This window comes from Nocardia sp. NPDC057663, from assembly GCF_042799895.1.
Taxonomy (GTDB): domain Bacteria; phylum Actinomycetota; class Actinomycetes; order Mycobacteriales; family Mycobacteriaceae; genus Nocardia.
Map to the genome: position 1 here is coordinate 158613 of NZ_JBHVHX010000009.1, position 16842 is coordinate 175454.

The window sequence follows — 16842 nt, forward strand, 5'->3', positions numbered from 1 at the left end:
ATCGATCGCCTCCCGGTGATCGGGATGGTCCGCTCCGTGACCGCCGTCACCGGACCTACCGTCATCGGCACTACGAGGTGGTATCAGGAGGAAACAGTGGTGGACTGGAACGACGAGGTGGATGTGCTGGTCGCGGGGTCGGGTGGCGGCCTGGCCGGTGCCTACACCGCCGCCCGCGAGGGACTCAGCGTCGCGGTGGTCGAGGCGACCGACAAGTTCGGCGGCACGACCGCGTACTCGGGCGGCGGTGGAGTGTGGTTCCCCTGCAACCCGGTCCTGGAGCGGGCGGGCACCGACGACACCCTCGACGACGCGCTCACCTACTACCGCGCCGTCGTCGGTGACCGCACTCCCGACGAGCTGCAGCAGACCTATGTCCGCCGTGGTCGCGACCTCATCGAGTACCTCGAGGCCGACAACCATTTCGAGTTCCAGATGCTGCCGTGGCCGGACTACTTCGGCAAGGCGCCCAAGGCCAGGCTGGACGGGCAGCGCCACATCATGCCGACGCCGCTGCCCGCCGCCGAACTGGGCGAGCTGCGCGAGTCGCTGCGCGGACCGCTGGACACCGATCGTCTCGGCGCTCCCCTACCGGAGCTGCTGATCGGCGGGCAGGCGCTGGTCGGGCGCATGCTGCGCGCGCTGTCGACCTATCCGCACGCCAAGCTGCACCTGGAGTCGCCGCTGGTGGAGCTGGTGGTCGAGGACGGTGTGGTCACCGGTGCGATCGTCGAACGCGACGGCGAGCGGGTCGCGATCCGGGCGCGGCGCGGCGTAGTGCTCGCCGCGGGCGGCTTCGAGCAGAACGACGAGCTGCGCAAGCACTACGGCGTGCCGGGCGAGGCGCGAGACACCATGGGGCCCTGGGGAAATCAGGGCTTGGCGCACCAGGCGGGCATCGCGGCGGGCGCCGGCACCGATCTCATGGATCAGGCGTGGTGGTCGCCCGGGCTGACCCATCCGGACGGGCGCTCGGCATTCGCGCTGTGGTTCACCGGCGGCATCTTCGTCGACCAGGACGGCAACCGGTTCGTCAACGAGTCCGCGCCCTACGACCGGCTCGGCCGCGACGTGATCCGGCAGATGGAGGAGCGGGGGCTGACCCTGCCGTTCTGGATGATCTACGACGACAAGGAGGGCGAGGTCCCGCCGATCAAGGCCACCAACGTGTCCATGGTCGAGACCCAGAAGTACGTCGACGCGGGCCTGTGGCACACCGGCGACACCCTCGCCGAGCTGGCCGCGAAGATCGGCGTGCCCGCGGCGAACCTCGAGGCCACCGTGGAGCGGTTCAACGGCATGGTCGCCACCGGCGTCGACCCCGATTTCGGGCGCGGCGACGAGGCCTACGACCGCGCCTTCTCCAACGGCGAACCGCCGCTGGTGACCATCGACAAGGGCCCGTACCACGCGGCCGCGTTCGGCATCTCCGACCTCGGCACCAAGGGCGGCCTGCGCACCGACACCGCGGCCCGGGTGCTCGGCCACGACGGCGAGCCGATCCCCGGCCTGTACGCGGCGGGCAACACCATGGCCGCGGTCAGCGGCGAGGTCTACCCCGGCGGCGGCAACCCGATCGGCGCATCCATGCTGTTCAGCTACCTCGCCGTGCGGCACATGCTCGGCGACTGAGCGAGCGCGGTCCCCTCCCGCTGGCCGGGAGGGACCCGTCCGCACCGGCCACCGAGTGTGGTTCCGTTCACATATTCCCCTTCTCGACATTTTCAGGAGCAACACGATGGCTTCAGCGGACGACATTCGCGCGACGGTGCGCAAATATGTGGAGGCCGTCGGCAGCGGTACGGCTGCCGACGTCGTCGCCCTCTACCGCGCGGACGCGACGGTGGAGGACCCGGTCGGCACCGAACCGCACGTCGGCCACGCGGCGATCACCAAGTTCTACGAGGCCATCGAGCCGATGAAGCGCTCGACCGAGCTGTTCACCGTCCGCGTCGCGGGCAACAGCGCCGCGTTCAGCTTCCGGGTGGTCACCGAGTTCGGCGACCAGAAGTTCACCCTCGATCCGATCGATGTCATGACCTTCGACGAGGACGCCCGCATCACGAGCATGCGCGCGTTCTGGTCCCAGGACGACATGGTCGTCGGCTGAGCGAGGCGAGAGTGACTGTGACCGAACAACACTGGGATCACGAAGTCGGCTTCCTCGTCGTCGGCAGCGGCGCGGGCGGATTGACCGGCGCGCTCGCCGCCGCCGATCGCGGGCTCGACACCCTCGTCATCGAGAAGGCGCCGGTGTACGGCGGCAGCACCGCGCTGTCGGGCGGCGGCATCTGGGTGCCCAACAACCCGGTGCTGCTGCGCGAAGGCCTCGGCGATTCCCGCGCCGACGTGCGCGCCTATCTCGACGCCGTCGTCGGGGACCGGGTGCCGTCGGAGAATCTCGACGCGTTCATCGACGAGGGCCCGCGCATGATGGCCTTCCTCGAGACCAGCCCGCACCTGCGTTTCCAGTGGTGCACCGGCTATTCCGACTACCACCCCGAGGCACCCGGCGGGCGGCCGGCAGGCCGATCCATCGAGCCGCTGCCGGTGGACCTCAAGCAGCTCGGAGACGACGAGGATCTGCTGCGGCCCGCCGCGCTGGCGACGCCGCCGGGACTGTTCATCACGTCCAAGGACTTCGTCCAGCTCAATATGGTGACCCGCACCTGGAAGGCCCGCTGGACTGCGCTGCTGACCGGTGTGCGGGCGATCAAGGCGATCGTGTTGCGCAGGCACATGGACACCCTCGGCCGGGCCCTGATCGCCCGCCTGCGGCTGGCCCTGCGCGACGCGGGCGTCCCGCTGTGGCTCGACACGCCGCTGCGCTCGCTGATCACCGACGACTCGGGCGCGGTGCTCGGCGTGGTCGCCGAACGCGACGGCCGCGAGATCCGGATCAGGGCGCGCGACGGTGTGCTGCTGGCCACCGGCGGTTTCGAGCACAATCAAGCCATGCGCAAGCGCTATCTGCCCGAGGGCGGGCGCGACAACTTCAGCGCGGCCTCGACGGACAACACCGGTGACGGCATCGTCGCGGGTGAGATGGTCGGCGCGGCAGTCGATCTGATGGATGACGCGTGGTGGATGCCGTCGTTCCAGCGGCCCGACGGCATCAATCAGGTGCTGGTGTCGGAGCGGTCGATCCCGCGCTCGATCATCGTCGACAGCACGGGCAAGCGCTTCACCAACGAGGCGTCCCCGTATGTGACGTTCGTGCACGCCCAGCTGGCGGGCAGCCACGATCCGGCCTGGCTGATCTTCGACGCGAAGGCCAAGAGCCGCTACCCCATCGGCGGACTCGTGCCGGGCCAGAAGTTCCCGGCGTCGTGGACGGACACCGGCCTGGTGCAGATCGCGCCGGACATCGACGGACTCGCCGCCGCGATCGGCGTTCCCGTCGCCACGTTGCGCGAGACCGTGGACCGTTTCAACGGGTTCGCTCGCGACGGTCACGATGCCGACTTCGGTCGCGGCGTGAGCGCCTACGACAACTACTACGGCGACCCGACACTGTCGACCCCCGCTCTCGACGTCATGGACAAGGGCCCGTACTACGCGCTGCGGGTGCGGATCGGTGACCTGGGCACCAAGGGCGGATTGGTCTACAACGCCGACGCCCAGGTGCTGCGCGCCGACGGCACACCCATCCCCGGCCTCTACGCCGCGGGCAACACCTCGGCCGCCGTGATGGGCAACGACTACGCGGGCGCCGGCGCGACCATCGGCCCCGCGATGGTGTTCGGGTACGTCGGCGCACGCCACGCCGCGGGCGAGCGCTGAGGCGGGCGATCATGCAACCCGTCGAATGCGGTACCTGCGGCAACAAGGTGCTGGCCGAGAAGTTCAGTCCCAGCCACACCAGTATCCAATGGCTCGACGACGCCGAGTCCGCGTGCCCGGAGTTCGCCCGCCGCGCCGCGCTCGGCGAGCACAGCAGCTGGATCCCCACCTGCCCGGCCCTGCGCGATTCCATCGAGAACGCCGTCCGCACAGGCGCATTGGCGACCGATCAGTTGCGGCACGAGCCGGTCCCCGGCCGGCTCGGCTGACCCCACAGACTAGGAGAAGATCTCATGAACAGACTCGACGACCACCGCACGCTGGTGACCGGCGCCGCGTCCGGTATCGGCCAGGCCACCGTGCTGCGGCTGCTCGACGAGGGCGCCACGGTGGTCGGCGCCGACGTCTCGGCCGGTGGCCTGGCCGCCACCAAGGCGCAGGCTGCCGAACGCGGCACCGCCGACCGGCTCACCACGCTGACCATCGATATCGGCGACGAACAGTCGGTGACCGAGGGCGTCCGCTCGGCGGTCGAGACCCTCGGCGGCCTGGACTCGGTGGTGAACGCGGCGGGCATCCTGCGCGCCTCGCACACCGAGCACACCTCTCTCGACCTGTGGGACCTGATCATCCGGGTGAACCTCACCGGCACCTTCCTGGTGGTCCGCGAGGCGCTGCCCGCGCTGCTGGCCAACCCGCGCGCGACCATCGTCAACTTCAGCTCCACCTCGGCGGCCTTCGCCCACCCGTACATGGCGGCCTACGCGGCGAGCAAGGGCGGCATCCAGTCCTTCACCCATGCCCTCGCTCTCGAATATGGCGGCAAGGGCCTGCGAGCGGTCTGCGTCGCCCCGGGCAGCATCAAGTCCGGAATCACCGACGCCACCCCGGGATACGTCCCCGCCGACGCCGACTGGGCACTGTTCTCGAAGCTGTCCCCCGTCCTGCCGACCGACCGGGAATCCGGCGGCGCGGGCATGGGCGACCCGACCGCGGTGGCCGGGGTGATCGCGATGCTGGTCTCCGAGGACGGCGCCTTCATCACCGGCACCGAGATCCGCATCGACGGCGGCACCCACGCATGACCGAGCTGAGCTACGAGAGCACCCTGCGCGAGATCCGCACCGACGCGGGCGTGTTGCGCTATCACGAGGCGGGTGAGGGTCCGCCGCTGCTGCTGTTGCACGGGTCGGGTCCCGGTGTCACCGGGTGGCGCAACTTCCGCGGCAACCTCGCCACCTTCGCCGACCGATTCCGTTGTCTGGTCCTGGAATTCCCCGGTTTCGGGGTGAGCGACGATTTCGGCGGTCATCCGATGGTGACCGCGCTCGACGCGGTCGTCCGTTTCGTCGACGCGCTCGGTCTGGACAGCGTCGACATCATCGGCAACTCGATGGGTGGCGGGGTAGCGCTCAATTACGCCATCGCGCACCCGGATCGGGTCGGCAAGCTGGTGACGATCGGCGGTATCGGGCGCAATATCTTCAGCCCCGGCCCCGGTGAGGGCATCAAGCTGCTGCAGGAGTTCACCGAGGAACCCACCCGGGAGCGGTTGATCCAGTGGCTGCACTCGATGGTCTACGACCCGGCCATGGTCACCGAGGAACTGATCGAGGAGCGCTGGACCCAGGCCACCGATCCGGCCACCCTCGACAGCGCCCGGCGGATGTACAGCAAGGCCGCGTTCGCGATGATGGTGCGGGCCATGGAGGCCTCCGACGCGCCGCCGCCATGGGCGATGCTGCACAAGGTGGCTGCACCGACGCTGATCACCTGGGGCCGCGACGACCGGGTGAGCCCGCTGGATATGGCGCTGATCCCGATGCGCACGATCCCGCGCGCCGAACTGCACGTGTTCCCGAACTGCGGGCACTGGGCGATGATCGAGCGCAAGGACGAATTCGAGTCGGCGGTGCTGGCGTTCCTGACCCGCAAGGATGTCGACCGGACGGTGTGATCGCCGGTTCCGCTGCCCCCTGTGCCGCGGGAAGGAGGAGTCCTCACTCTCTTCCCTTTCCAACATATAGCGCACAGGGGGCCTTGCCGCAAGGCCCCGGTGGTGCCGCATAATCGTCGGCCGAAGCCAGAAGCTGCGGAAACAGGAGTGAACGACGCGCTCCGCCGGGATCGGCGAACCGGGAAAGTGAGGGCATGTGTCAACTCAGGGGTATCAGGACGAACTGCGGTCCGAGCAGCACTATGTGGACGGGCTGTACGCGCGGCTCGATGCCGAACGCACCCGGGTGAAGGGCCGCTACAGCGCGGCGCTGCGCGGCAAGGGCGTCTCGGCCATGGAACGCGACTTCGAGGTACGCGCGCTGGGCAAGGAAGCCAAGCGCCTGGACGTGGCCGACAACGGGCTGTGCTTCGGCCGGCTCGACTCCCTCTCGGGTGAAGCGTCCTACATCGGCCGGATCGGCCTGTTCGACGAGGCGAACGAGTTCGAGCCGCTGCTGCTCGACTGGCGGGCGCCCGCGGCGCGCCCGTTCTATGTCGCGACCGCCGCGACGCCGGAGGACATGCGCAGGCGCCGCCAGTTCCACACGCGCGGACGCCAGGTGACCGACTTCACCGACGAGGTGCTCGGCAGGCCCGACGGTGCCGAGCGGGGCGACGCGGCCCTGCTCGCGGCGGTCGACGCGCCGCGCGGTGCGGGCATGCGCGATATCGTCGCGACGATCCAGGCCGAGCAGGACGAGATCATCCGGCTCGATCATCCGGGCGTGCTCGTGATCGAGGGCGGCCCCGGCACCGGCAAGACGGTGGTGGCGCTGCACCGCGTCGCGTATCTGCTCTACACCCAGCGCGAACGGATGGAGCGCCAGGGTGTGCTGGTGGTCGGCCCCAATCCGGCGTTCCTCCACCACATCGCGCATGTCCTGCCGTCGCTGGGCGAGACCAATGTGGTGTTCACGACCGCGGGCGATCTGCTGCCCGGGCTGCACGTCACTGCGGAGGACACCCCCGGGGCGGCCCGGCTCAAGGGATCGCTGCGGATCCTCGATGTGCTCGCGGCGGCAGTCGCCGATCGGCAACGGCTGCCGGTGGATCCGGTGCCGATCGAGCTCGCGGATGTCACCGTGCGCATCGACGCCGAGACCGCGCAGTGGGCCACCGAGGAGGCGCGGGCGAGCAGGCGGCCGCACAACGAGGCGCGGGCGGTGTTCCGCGAGATCGTCACCTATGTGCTCACCGAGCGGGCCATCGGCCGGATCGGGAAGGGCTGGCTCACCCGCGACGACCGCGAGGCGTGGGAACAGCTGCGGACCGATCTGATCGCGGAGCTCGCCGAGAACGCGGCGTTCACCGCGGCCCTGGACGAACTGTGGCCGATCCTGACCCCGGAAACCTTTCTCGCCCAGCTGTATTCGTCGCCGGAGCGGCTGCGCGCCGCCGGCGCCGACGAGTCGCTGTACCGTGCCGAGGGCGACGCCTGGACGGTGTCGGATGTCCCGCTGCTCGACGAGCTCGTCGATCTGCTCGGCCGGGACAAGCCCGTCGACGACACCGCCGAGCGGGAACGCAAGGCCGAGGCCGCCTACGCCGCGCGGGTGCTCGAGGACACCATGGTCAGCCGGGAAGACCACATGGACGACGAGGATCACCTCTTCGCCCAGGACATGCTCTTCGGCGAGGACCTGGCCGAGCGCTTCCTGGAGCGCGACACCAGGGAACTCGCCGAACGCGCTGCCGCGGACCGGGATTGGACCTATCGGCATGTCGTCGTCGACGAGGCCCAGGAACTGTCGGAGATGGACTGGCGGGTGCTGATGCGGCGCTGCCCCGGCAAGTCGTTCACCGTGGTGGGCGACCTCGCCCAGCGCCGATCGGCGGCGGGCGCGACCTCGTGGGCCACCATGATAGAGCCCTACGTCCCCGGCCGCTGGGCCTACCGCGCGCTGACGGTCAACTACCGCACCCCCGCGGAGATCATGACCGTCGCGGCGGCGGTCCTCGCCGAGTTCGCGCCGGAGGTCACGCCGCCGGAATCCGTGCGCGCGTGCGGCGTGCAGCCGTGGGCCCGGCGCGTCGATCCGGCGGACTTGTCCACTGCCATCGCGGAATTCGCGCGAGACGAAGCGGAGCGCGAGGGCACCAGCATCGTGATCGGCCCGCCGGATGTGCCGGGCACGGTGGCGGCCTCGGAAACCAAGGGCCTGGAGTTCGACGCGGTCCTGGTGGTGGACCCGGGACGAATCCTCGCCGACGGGCCACGCGGCGCGGCCGAGTTGTATGTCGCACTCACCCGCGCCACCCAGCGCCTCGGCGTGCTGCATCACGGCGAATTGCCGCAGGCGCTGCGCGGACTAGTTCCGTTTCGAAGTGGTGAGGGCGGCCGTCAACCCGCCCTCACTCGTGTCGCAGCCACTGGTTGATGGCGGCGAGGTGGAAGGTGGCGAGGTAGCGGACAGTTGACCCGCGCCGAATCGGCACACATCCGTTCCGCCGTCATATCCGTCGGAGGCCGCCTCTACGATGCCGTCGACACCCAAATCCGTTGGGGCCGTGCCGGCAAAGACCTGGAGAATGACATGCAGCTTTCGGATACCGCAGACGGGCTGCGGAAGGGCGGCTACCTGCAGTGCACCCGGGTTCGCGGCTGATGCTCGAGACGACGGCCTCTCGCATCCTGACCGTGCTGTCCGAGATCGCCGAGCTCGAGGGGGACGAGCCGGAGCCGGGGCCGCGCCCGCCCGCGTCGGCGTCCGCCGTCGCCGAGGCCCGGCGCGCACGGGATGGCGGATTCTCGCCGGAGTATCTGGACTTCTTGCGCCTGCACGACGGCTGGCCCGAATTCCCCTGGGGCATTAGGCTCTTCGGCACGATCGAGCTGACCGATGACGAGTCCTACCCGTACTACCAGGAGACGCTGGAGGACTGCGAGGCGCCCGAGGATCTGATGAATGCCCTGATCGTGGGCGCCTCCGGCAACGATCCTTCCCTGGTGCTCCTGCTCGGCACCGGCGAGGTGGTCGACTTTCTGTACGAGGAACGGGCCAGGTATTCCGGATTCGGGGCATTCCTGGCCGACAGGCTCACCGCTGTGGAGTCCTACCTGGAGCAGCTGTTGCAGCGTGCGGAAGCCGCGCGCACCGACTGGACCCCGGAGCACCGCGCCGCAAAAGAGGCGCGGCTTCTCGTCGAACTGCGCTGTGCCGCAACCATTCGGCCTCGCGCGGTAGTCTCGTTTTCTACGCCGCCACCGGCGCACGACCCGATGCCTGCTGCCGTCGAACCCGGCGACCTGCGGGTGGGCAGGAAGAAACCCAAGGCGTCGGTGATGCTCGGTCTGGTGCTCTACCTCGGCTCCTATCCCGCACCGGACGAGGTGATCGGCTGCTTCCGGGCCTTCCGCCGTCACTTCCCCGTCGAAGGCACTATGACCTGGGCCGTGCCGAACGCGTTCGGCGGCTTTCCCGAGGACGCCGAACACCCCGACGACGAGTCGTGGAGCCCGCAGATGCGCGTCGATGTCGGCGGTCACTTCGGCATCCGAATCTCGGTGCGGGCCAAGGACACGGCTGAGTGCTCCTATACCCTCAACATCCGCGGCATCCCTCCCGCCGACGACGATCGCCCGCGGGCCGCGTTCTGCGAGGTCATCGTCCCCGTCGACGAGGACCCGGAGAGGCTCGCACGGCTCACGACCGAGTTGACCGAACTGCTGCCGGTACGGTCGGGCTACGGCGGGTACAGCGCGTACGTCTGGGACAGCGACGCCGCCGAGGACCCGTACCAGCGCGTCTTCTCCTGGTGCCGTCGCTTCTTCGCCCTCGATGTCGGACAGGTCGACGGCTGGCTCGAAGCGGCGACCGAGCATGTGGTCGGCGCCGGCTGGCTGACAGTCCTCGGCTCTGCATTCGTCACGCACCTCGCAGGCCCCTCGCTGCCGGCCTTCACCACCCCCGGCATCACCGTGACCCGCGCACAGGGGGGCGGGGTCGTCATCCGGGCGAGCGAGCGCCCCTCCCTCGGCGATGTGCATCGCGGCGAGTACCCCGTTGCCGTGGCCGAGGTCGACCGGTACCTGCTGCCGCTCAAAACCGGTGGCTGGCACCACACGTCGACCTGGTGGGCCACACCGGGCCAGGCCTGGCAGCTGACCTATGGCGAACTTCCTGGCGGTTTCGCAGACCACCGTGCCACATCGGCCTGGCTGACCCGCCTCATAGACCCGCAACGCTTCCTCGGCCCCACCGCCCGCGAGCGCGGCGAGGAACTGCTCGATCAGCTCAGCCGCCGACACGGCGGCGACTGGGCGGACCAGTGGCGCACCGATCCCGACGACTTCGCGTGGCTGCTCGGTCTGCTCACCGACGCCGCCGATCCCGCGGCAGGCCCGGAGAGTGTCACCGCCCTGGAGTTCGTCACCGCCTTCCCCGACGACGCGCCGGCCCAGGCGTACAACCGGCTGATCTACGCCTACCTGCTGGGCGACCATCTCGACCGCGCCGAGGCTCTGCTGCCTGCCGCCCTCGAATACGCCCCGCGCGCCCCGTACATCTTCCACAACGCCGCGTGCGTCGCGGCCCGCGCCGGCGACCATGGGCGCGCACTGGAATTCGTACGCGTCGCGAAGCAGCACGGCTACGCCGACTTCGCCTCGATCCTCGAAGACGAGGACCTGCGGGATCTGCACGACAACCCCGCCTTCATCGCGCTCTTCACGAGCGGGCTGGGACCCAGGTCCGACGAGGAAGAACAGGCCACATAGAGCGCAAGGACCTCCCGCTGGAGAACGCGCCTCTAGCGGCCGGAGCGACTTACACCGCCAGCCCGGGACCGCTCCTGCCCGGCCCTCTCCTCCCTTGCCCACTCCGCCCAGGGAGCTACGTTCTGTTGCGGTCACGGAAGACCACCGGGTCGGCGGACCGGCCAACACGCCGGCTCTGTTCCGGCACGCCGACACCCGCGCGGGCTGCTGATCGGCAGCCCGCGCGCCGTCACCGCGTCAGCGCTGGGTGCTGCCCGCGTCGATGGGCAGCGTCACCGCGGTGATGTAGCGGCCCTCGTCGGAGGCGAGGAACAGGGCGGCATTGGCGATGTCGACCGGTTCGACCCACGGGATCGGGAGCATGTTCATCGACACGGCCGCCTCCGCGAATTCCTCGCGGGTGGGATGTTCACGGTCGGGCCGGAACACCTTGCGCACCATGTCGTTCTGGATCATCGGGGTGTCGACATTGGTCGGATGGACCGAGTTCACCCGGACATGATGCGGGGCGAGTTCCTTGGCGAGTGAGCGCATCAGCCCGACCACCCCGTGTTTGGCGGCGGTGTAATGCGCGACGCCGACCAGTCCGCGCAGTCCCGCGATCGAGCTGGTCAGGATCATCGCGCCGCCGCCACGGCTGATCAGGTGCGGGGTGGCTGCCTTGCAGGTCTGCCACACACCGGTCAGGTTGACGTCGATCATGGTGTGCCACTGCTGCTCGGTGAGGTCGAGCGCACCACCGCTGGAGCTGATTCCGGCGGTGGCGCAGACGATGTCTAGGCCGCCCAGTTCCGCGACACCGGCGTCGACGGCGCCGCGCAGTGCCACGCCGTCGCGGACGTCGACTGTCGCGGCGACGATCCGCGCGCCCGTCGCCTCGACGGCGCGCACGGTCTCGGCGAGGTCGGCGTCGGTCGCGCCGGGCGACACGACAGTCTCGACCGGTCCGCAGATGTCGACCGCGATGATGTCGGCGCCCTCCTCGGCCAGCCGGATCGCCTGGGCGCGGCCGATGCCGCGCGCGGCGCCGGTGATGAGCGCGATCTTGCCCGAAACCCGTCCCATGTCACACCTTCTGAGTCAGTCCGGCATCCACCACGAGCTGGGTTCCCGTCACGTAACGGGACTCGTCGGATGCGAGGAAGAGCACGGCATTGCTGATGTCGACCGGATCCACCCACGGCACCGGCAGCAGGGTGCGGGCGGCCAGTGCCTCGGCCGCGTCCTGCTGGGTCGGGTTCGGCAGATCGGGCCGGAGCTTGGCGTAGACCGCGTCGTTGAGGATCATCGGCGTCGCCACCGAGCCGGGATGCACCGTGTTGACCCGGATCCCGCGCGGGCCGAGTTCGTTGGCCAGGGTGCGGGCGAGCCCGACCACGGCGTGCTTACTGGCCGAATAGTGCGAGGCGGTGGCGGCGCCGGTGATGCCGTTGGTGGAGCTGACGATCACGATCGAGCCGCCGTCGCTCAGCGCCGGGACACCGGCCCGCACCGTGTGCCACATGCCGGTGAGATTGATGTCCATGGTGCGCTGCCAGGCCTCGTCCGACAGCTCCCAGGACAGGCCGAGATCGCTGTAGATCCCGGCGTTGGCCACGATCACATCGAGGCGGCCCAGCGCGGCAACCCCGTCGGCGACGGCCACGTCCAGCGACGCCTGGTCGCGCACGTCGGCCACCGCGGTCACGCACAGGCGGCCCGTTGCCTCGACCTCCGCCGCGGTCTGCGCCAGTTCGGCGGCCGCCGACTCGATGTCGAGGGCGATGATGTCGGCGCCTTCCTCGGCCAGGCGGCGGCAATGGGCGCGGCCCATCCCGCCGGCCGCGCCGGTCACCAGCGCGACGGTGTTCTGCATGCGGTTCATCGGGCGCCCCCGGGAGGTCGAGTGTCCACGAGGCCGACGCTAGGGTCGCCGCCCGGCGCGTCCGCCCTGGTCTTCCCGGTCAGTGGGCAGTGCGAGGCGATCTCCCGTCCACCGGGAGCCACGGGCCACGGGACCCCGCAGAGCTGCGACGGTAGCCCGCACACCGGCTCTGTGATCGAGGAGGACACCAGTGACGAGGGCGACTGTCGACGTACCGCGTGGCTCGCGGGTGGTGACGCTGCGCGTGGCGGCGGTGATCGAGGAAACGGCGGACGCGCGCACGCTCGTGTTCGACGTGCCCGACCACGCCGCCGACCGTTTCGCCTACCGGCCCGGCCAGTTCCTCACGCTGCGCATCCCGAGCGAGCAGACCGGACCCGTGGCGCGCTGCTATTCGCTGGCGAGCTCACCGTTCACCGGTGAAGCGCCCCAGGTGACGGTCAAGCGCACGCCCGGCGGCTACGGCTCGAACTGGTTGTGCGACAACATCTCCGTCGGCGACACCCTCGACGTGCTGCCGCCGCTGGGCACTTTCACCCCGGCGTCCCTCGACACCGATCTGCTGCTGTGGGCGGCCGGCAGTGGCATCACCCCGGTGATGTCGATCCTGCGGTCCGCGCTGGCGCGCGGATCGGGCCGGGTGGTGCTGTTCTACGCCAATCGCGAGCAGGAGTCGGTCATCTTCGCCGCCGCCCTGCGCGATCTCGCCGCCCGGTATCCGGGCCGGGTGAGCGTGGTGCACTGGCTCGAATCGCTGCAGGGCCTGCCGAGCACCGCCCAGCTGGCGGAGTTCGCCGCGCCGTATTCGGACTACGAATCGTTCGTGTGCGGACCCGGCCCGTTCATGTCGGCGGTGACCGACGCGCTGGCCGGGGCCGGGTGGCCGCGCGAGCGCGTCACCACCGAGGTGTTCGTCTCGCTGTCGGGTGATCCGTTCGCCGAGCCGGAGCCGCTCGATCCCGCCGACAGCGCGGACGCCGCCCACGTCGAGGTGGAGCTCGACGGCACCGTGCACGCGCTGTGCTGGCCGCGCTCGCGCACCCTCGTCGACGTCATGCTCGCCGACGGCCTCGACGTCCCCTACTCCTGCCGCGAAGGCGAATGCGGTTCGTGCGCGTGCACCGTCGTCGACGGCGAGGTCACCATGACCAACGCCGCGATCCTCGATCAGGAGGACATCGACGCGGGCTATGCCCTGGCCTGCCAGGCCCGCCCGTGCACGGACAAGGTCCGCATCCGCTTCTGACCGAGAGGTGTTCTGTGGCAATCGATACCGCCCGATCCGAGGTCGGGTTCGGCTCGGACCGTGGCCCCGTGCTCGCCTCGCTGATGCTCGCCACCGGACTCGTCGCGCTCGATTCCACCATCCTGGCGACCGCGGTCCTGTCGATCACCGACAGCCTCGGTGACTTCGCGCTGTTCCCCTGGCTGTTCACGAGCTACCTGCTCGCCCAGGCGGTGACGGTGCCGGTCTACGGCGCGCTCGCCGACACCTTCGGCCGCAAGCCGGTGATGCTGTTCGGCATCGCGGTGTTCGCACTCGGCTCGCTGCTGTGCGGGCTGGCGAGCAGCATGCTCGCCCTGATCGTGTTCCGTGCCGTCCAGGGCATCGGCGCCGGTGCCATCCAGCCGACGACGATGGTCATCGCGAGTGATCTGTACACGCTGGCCGAACGCGCCACGGTCCAGGGCTATCTGGCCGGGGTGTGGGCGGTGACGTCGGTGACCGGGCCGCTGCTCGGCGGCATCTGCGCCGACTATCTGGGCTGGCGGTGGATCTTCCTGGTCAACCTGCCGCTGGCCGCGCTCGCCGCCTGGATGCTGGTCCGCAACTTCCCCGAGTCCGTGCCACGGCAGCACCGCAGCGTGGACCACGCGGGCGCGGTACTGCTGACGCTCGGCGCGGGAGCGCTCGTGCTCGGGCTGCTCGAAGGCGGTCGCGCCTGGGCGTGGGGTTCGCCGGCCGGCCTGGCCGTCTTCGCCTGCGCCGCACTGTCGCTCACGCTGTTCGTGGTGGTGGAATCGCGGGCCGCGCAACCGATTCTGCCACTGTGGGTATTCACCCGGCGGGTGGTGATCGCGAGCGGTGTCGCCGCCATGCTGGGCGGGGCGCTGCTGTTCGGATTCACGACCTATGTGCCGATGTTCAATCAGGGCGTGCTCGGCTCCAGCGCGCTGGTCGCCGGGCTCGTCACCGGTGCGCTCACCCTCGGCTGGCCCCTGGCCGCCGCCAGGGCGGGAAAGGTGTACCTGCGCTTCGGGTTCCGCACCTGCGCGGTGCTCGGCAGTACCGTCGCGGCGATCGGTGCGGCGACGACGCTGCTGCTCGACGAGAACTCGGCGCTGTGGCAGGTCGCCGTCTCGTGTTTCGTGGTCGGCGCGGGCATGGGCCTGGTGGCGACACCCACGCTCATCGCGGCACAGACGAGCGCGGAGTGGACCGAGCGGGGTGTCGTCACCTCGGCGACCATGTTCGCGCGGTCACTGGGCAGCGCGGTGGGTGTCGCCGTGTTCGGTGCGATCGTCAACGCGCGCCTCGGGAGCGCGGATGCGCCGTCGCCGCAGACACTGTCGGCCGCCGTGCATCTGGTGTTCGCGACCATCGCGGTGATGACCGTCGTGCTGGTGGCCGCGTGTGCGGCGATCCCCGGCCGGGCCTCGCAATTTCCTGCCCATCCAGCGGGAAGGCCCGGCCCGCTGCGCCGTCTCGACCAGGAGCATGGGGTGGCATCACCAGACGAGAAGAGGGAGCCAGGATGCTGACAACCAGCATGCGCGCCGAGCTCGCCGCCGAACTGGCGCGGGCGGAGCTGGATCGGGTGGCCGTGTCCCCCATCGCCGACCGGTATCCGGGCATCGACGTGGTCGACGCGTACGAGATCCAGCTCCTCAATATCCGGCGCAAGCTGGATGACGGCGGAAAGATCGTCGGGCACAAGGTCGGGCTGTCGTCGAAGGCGATGCAGCAGATGATGGGCGTCGACGAGCCCGATTACGGTCACCTGCTCGCCGATATGGAGCTGTCCGAGGACTTCCCCGTCGACACGTCCACGTTCCTGCTGCCGCGGGTGGAGGTCGAGGTCGGTTTCGTCCTCGGCGCCGATCTGCCCGGCGAGGACTGCACCGAGGCCGATGTCCTCGCCGCGACCGTCGCCTACGCGCCCGCCATCGAGTTGATCGACTCCCGCATCACCGACTGGCGGATCGGGTTGTGCGACACCATCTCCGACAACGCGTCTTCGGCGGGATTCGTGCTCGGCACACAGCGCGTGGCGCCCGCCGACATCGACATCACCGCCATCGACGCGACGCTGACCTGCAACGGTGCGGTCATTGCCGAAGGCCGCAGCGACGCGGTCCTGGGCAACCCGGTGATCGCCGTCGCCTGGCTGGCCCGCAAGGTGGCCGGTTTCGGTGTGCGCCTGAAGGCCGGTGACGTGGTCCTGCCCGGGTCCTGCACCCGTGCGATCGACGCCCGTCCGGGCGACGCCTTCCATGCCGAGTTCGCCGGACTCGGTTCCGTCCGTCTGCACTTCGCGTAGACAACCACTGCTTTAGGAGGCCGACGTGTCCGATACCGGGACCGTCACCGCCGCGATCGTCGGATCCGGCAACATCAGCACCGACCTGCTCTACAAACTGCTGCGCTCGGAATCCATCACGCCCCGCTGGATGATCGGCATCGACCCTGACAGCGAAGGGTTGAAGCGGGCGCGTGGGCTCGGCCTGGAGACCTCCGCCGAGGGCGTGGACTGGCTGCTCGCCCAGGACGAGAAGCCCGACATGGTCTTCGAAGCCACCTCCGCCTACGTGCATCGCGCCGCCGCGCCGCGCTACGCCGAGCTCGGTATCCGCGCCGTCGATCTGACCCCCGCCGCCGTCGGCCCGGCTGTCGTTCCGCCGGTGAACCTGGCCTCGCTGCTGGATGCGCCGAACGTCAACATGATCACCTGTGGTGGGCAGGCGACGATTCCGATCGTGGCCGCCGTCTCCCGTGTGGTGCCCGTGGCGTACGCCGAGATCGTGGCGTCGGTGTCCTCGGTGTCGGCCGGTCCGGGTACCCGCGCCAATATCGACGAGTTCACCAAGACCACCAGCCGCGGCGTCGAAACCATCGGTGGCGCCCAGCGCGGCAAGGCGATCATCATCCTGAACCCGGCCGAGCCGCCGATGATCATGCGCGACACCATCTTCTGCGCCATTCCCGAAGACGCCGACCAGACCGCGATCGCCGCCTCCATTCATCAGATGGTCGCCGATATCCAGCAGTACGTGCCCGGCTACCGCCTGCTCAACGAACCCCAGTTCGACGAACCGTCGGTCGTCTCCGGTGGATTGGCGAAGGTGTCGGTGTTCGTCGAAGTCGAAGGCGCAGGCGACTTCCTGCCGCCCTACGCGGGCAACCTCGACATCATGACCGCCGCCGCGACCCGCGTCGGTGAAGTCGTCGCCGGTCAGATCCTCTCGGCCCGGGTGTAAG

Annotated in this window: 15 protein-coding genes; 13 read left to right on the forward strand and 2 right to left on the reverse strand. The window is 69.7% G+C overall.

The features are described 5' to 3' along the window. Positions 1 to 96 precede the first annotated feature (96 nt). From ACFVAV_RS20865 to ACFVAV_RS20905, 9 genes are all read left to right on the forward strand, one after another. Positions 97 to 1632 carry an FAD-binding protein gene (locus ACFVAV_RS20865; RefSeq protein WP_379036650.1) on the forward strand — a complete coding sequence of 512 codons (1536 nt, stop codon included), beginning with the start codon at positions 97 to 99 and terminating at the stop codon, positions 1630 to 1632. 106 nt (positions 1633 to 1738) lie between these two features. After that, positions 1739 to 2110 carry a nuclear transport factor 2 family protein gene (locus ACFVAV_RS20870; RefSeq protein WP_379036651.1) on the forward strand — a complete coding sequence of 124 codons (372 nt, stop codon included), beginning with the start codon at positions 1739 to 1741 and terminating at the stop codon, positions 2108 to 2110. A gap of 11 nt (positions 2111 to 2121) precedes the next feature. After that, positions 2122 to 3783, forward strand: coding sequence for an FAD-binding protein (locus ACFVAV_RS20875; protein ID WP_379036652.1), 1662 nt, complete (start codon positions 2122 to 2124; stop codon positions 3781 to 3783). A gap of 11 nt (positions 3784 to 3794) precedes the next feature. Then, on the forward strand, positions 3795 to 4052 hold the full coding sequence (locus ACFVAV_RS20880) for a hypothetical protein (RefSeq protein ID WP_379036653.1): 258 nt from the start codon (positions 3795 to 3797) through the stop codon (positions 4050 to 4052). A 24-nt stretch (positions 4053 to 4076) separates the two neighbouring features. Next, positions 4077 to 4868, forward strand: a complete 792-nt coding sequence (locus tag ACFVAV_RS20885) for an SDR family NAD(P)-dependent oxidoreductase (protein ID WP_379036654.1) — start codon at positions 4077 to 4079, stop codon at positions 4866 to 4868. Then, the gene (locus ACFVAV_RS20890; RefSeq protein WP_379036655.1) at positions 4865 to 5740 is read left to right on the forward strand and encodes an alpha/beta fold hydrolase; all 876 of its coding nucleotides are present in this window, start codon (positions 4865 to 4867) and stop codon (positions 5738 to 5740) included. Before ACFVAV_RS20885 ends, ACFVAV_RS20890 begins: the two co-directional genes overlap by 4 nt. Positions 5741 to 5936: 196 nt before the next feature. Beyond that, positions 5937 to 8159 carry an RNA polymerase recycling motor ATPase HelR gene (gene helR, locus ACFVAV_RS20895; protein ID WP_379036656.1) on the forward strand — a complete coding sequence of 741 codons (2223 nt, stop codon included), beginning with the start codon at positions 5937 to 5939 and terminating at the stop codon, positions 8157 to 8159. Positions 8160 to 8195: 36 nt separating this feature from the next. Then, on the forward strand, positions 8196 to 8387 hold the full coding sequence (locus ACFVAV_RS20900; protein ID WP_379036657.1) for a hypothetical protein: 192 nt from the start codon (positions 8196 to 8198) through the stop codon (positions 8385 to 8387). Then, positions 8387 to 10498, forward strand: a complete 2112-nt coding sequence (locus tag ACFVAV_RS20905) for a type VI immunity family protein (protein ID WP_379036658.1) — start codon at positions 8387 to 8389, stop codon at positions 10496 to 10498. The genes ACFVAV_RS20900 and ACFVAV_RS20905 overlap by 1 nt, the downstream gene beginning before the upstream one ends. 237 nt (positions 10499 to 10735) lie before the next feature. Here the strand turns inward: ACFVAV_RS20905 and ACFVAV_RS20910 are convergent, their stop codons facing one another. Together ACFVAV_RS20910 and ACFVAV_RS20915 are read right to left on the reverse strand one after the other, a co-directional pair. Continuing rightward, on the reverse strand, positions 10736 to 11563 hold the full coding sequence (locus tag ACFVAV_RS20910) for a mycofactocin-coupled SDR family oxidoreductase (RefSeq protein ID WP_379036660.1): 828 nt from the start codon (positions 11561 to 11563) through the stop codon (positions 10736 to 10738). Position 11564: 1 nt separating this feature from the next. Further along, on the reverse strand, positions 11565 to 12362 hold the full coding sequence (locus ACFVAV_RS20915; RefSeq protein ID WP_379036662.1) for a mycofactocin-coupled SDR family oxidoreductase: 798 nt from the start codon (positions 12360 to 12362) through the stop codon (positions 11565 to 11567). 190 nt (positions 12363 to 12552) lie between these two features. Here ACFVAV_RS20915 and ACFVAV_RS20920 point away from each other — a divergent pair, with 190 nt between their 5' ends. From ACFVAV_RS20920 to ACFVAV_RS20935, 4 genes are read left to right on the forward strand one after another with little or no spacing between them, the layout of a single operon-like run. After that, complete coding sequence (locus ACFVAV_RS20920) at positions 12553 to 13608, forward strand: 2Fe-2S iron-sulfur cluster-binding protein (protein ID WP_379036663.1); 1056 nt, start codon at positions 12553 to 12555, stop codon at positions 13606 to 13608. A 14-nt stretch (positions 13609 to 13622) separates the two neighbouring features. Continuing rightward, positions 13623 to 15125: an MDR family MFS transporter gene (locus ACFVAV_RS20925; RefSeq protein WP_379036665.1), complete on the forward strand. Its 1503-nt coding sequence runs from the start codon at positions 13623 to 13625 to the stop codon at positions 15123 to 15125. Continuing rightward, positions 15119 to 15904: a 2-keto-4-pentenoate hydratase gene (locus ACFVAV_RS20930; RefSeq protein WP_379036666.1), complete on the forward strand. Its 786-nt coding sequence runs from the start codon at positions 15119 to 15121 to the stop codon at positions 15902 to 15904. The genes ACFVAV_RS20925 and ACFVAV_RS20930 overlap by 7 nt, the downstream gene beginning before the upstream one ends. Before the next feature lie 25 nt (positions 15905 to 15929). Continuing rightward, on the forward strand, positions 15930 to 16841 hold the full coding sequence (locus ACFVAV_RS20935) for an acetaldehyde dehydrogenase (acetylating) (RefSeq protein WP_379036668.1): 912 nt from the start codon (positions 15930 to 15932) through the stop codon (positions 16839 to 16841). The last annotated feature ends 1 nt before the right edge of the window (position 16842 follow it).

What these genes read in the sequence shown, in the direction of transcription:
- ACFVAV_RS20870 (WP_379036651.1), top strand. Translation starts at nt 1,739, where the DNA reads ATGGCTTCAGCGGACGACATTCGCGCGACGGTGCGCAAATATGTGGAG.
- ACFVAV_RS20880 (WP_379036653.1), top strand. Translation starts at nt 3,795, where the DNA reads ATGCAACCCGTCGAATGCGGTACCTGCGGCAACAAGGTGCTGGCCGAG.
- ACFVAV_RS20885 (WP_379036654.1), top strand. Translation starts at nt 4,077, where the DNA reads ATGAACAGACTCGACGACCACCGCACGCTGGTGACCGGCGCCGCGTCC.
- ACFVAV_RS20890 (WP_379036655.1), top strand. Translation starts at nt 4,865, where the DNA reads ATGACCGAGCTGAGCTACGAGAGCACCCTGCGCGAGATCCGCACCGAC.
- ACFVAV_RS20905 (WP_379036658.1), top strand. Translation starts at nt 8,387, where the DNA reads ATGCTCGAGACGACGGCCTCTCGCATCCTGACCGTGCTGTCCGAGATC.
- ACFVAV_RS20910 (WP_379036660.1), bottom strand. Translation starts at nt 11,563, where the DNA reads ATGGGACGGGTTTCGGGCAAGATCGCGCTCATCACCGGCGCCGCGCGC.
- ACFVAV_RS20915 (WP_379036662.1), bottom strand. Translation starts at nt 12,362, where the DNA reads ATGAACCGCATGCAGAACACCGTCGCGCTGGTGACCGGCGCGGCCGGC.
- ACFVAV_RS20930 (WP_379036666.1), top strand. Translation starts at nt 15,119, where the DNA reads ATGCTGACAACCAGCATGCGCGCCGAGCTCGCCGCCGAACTGGCGCGG.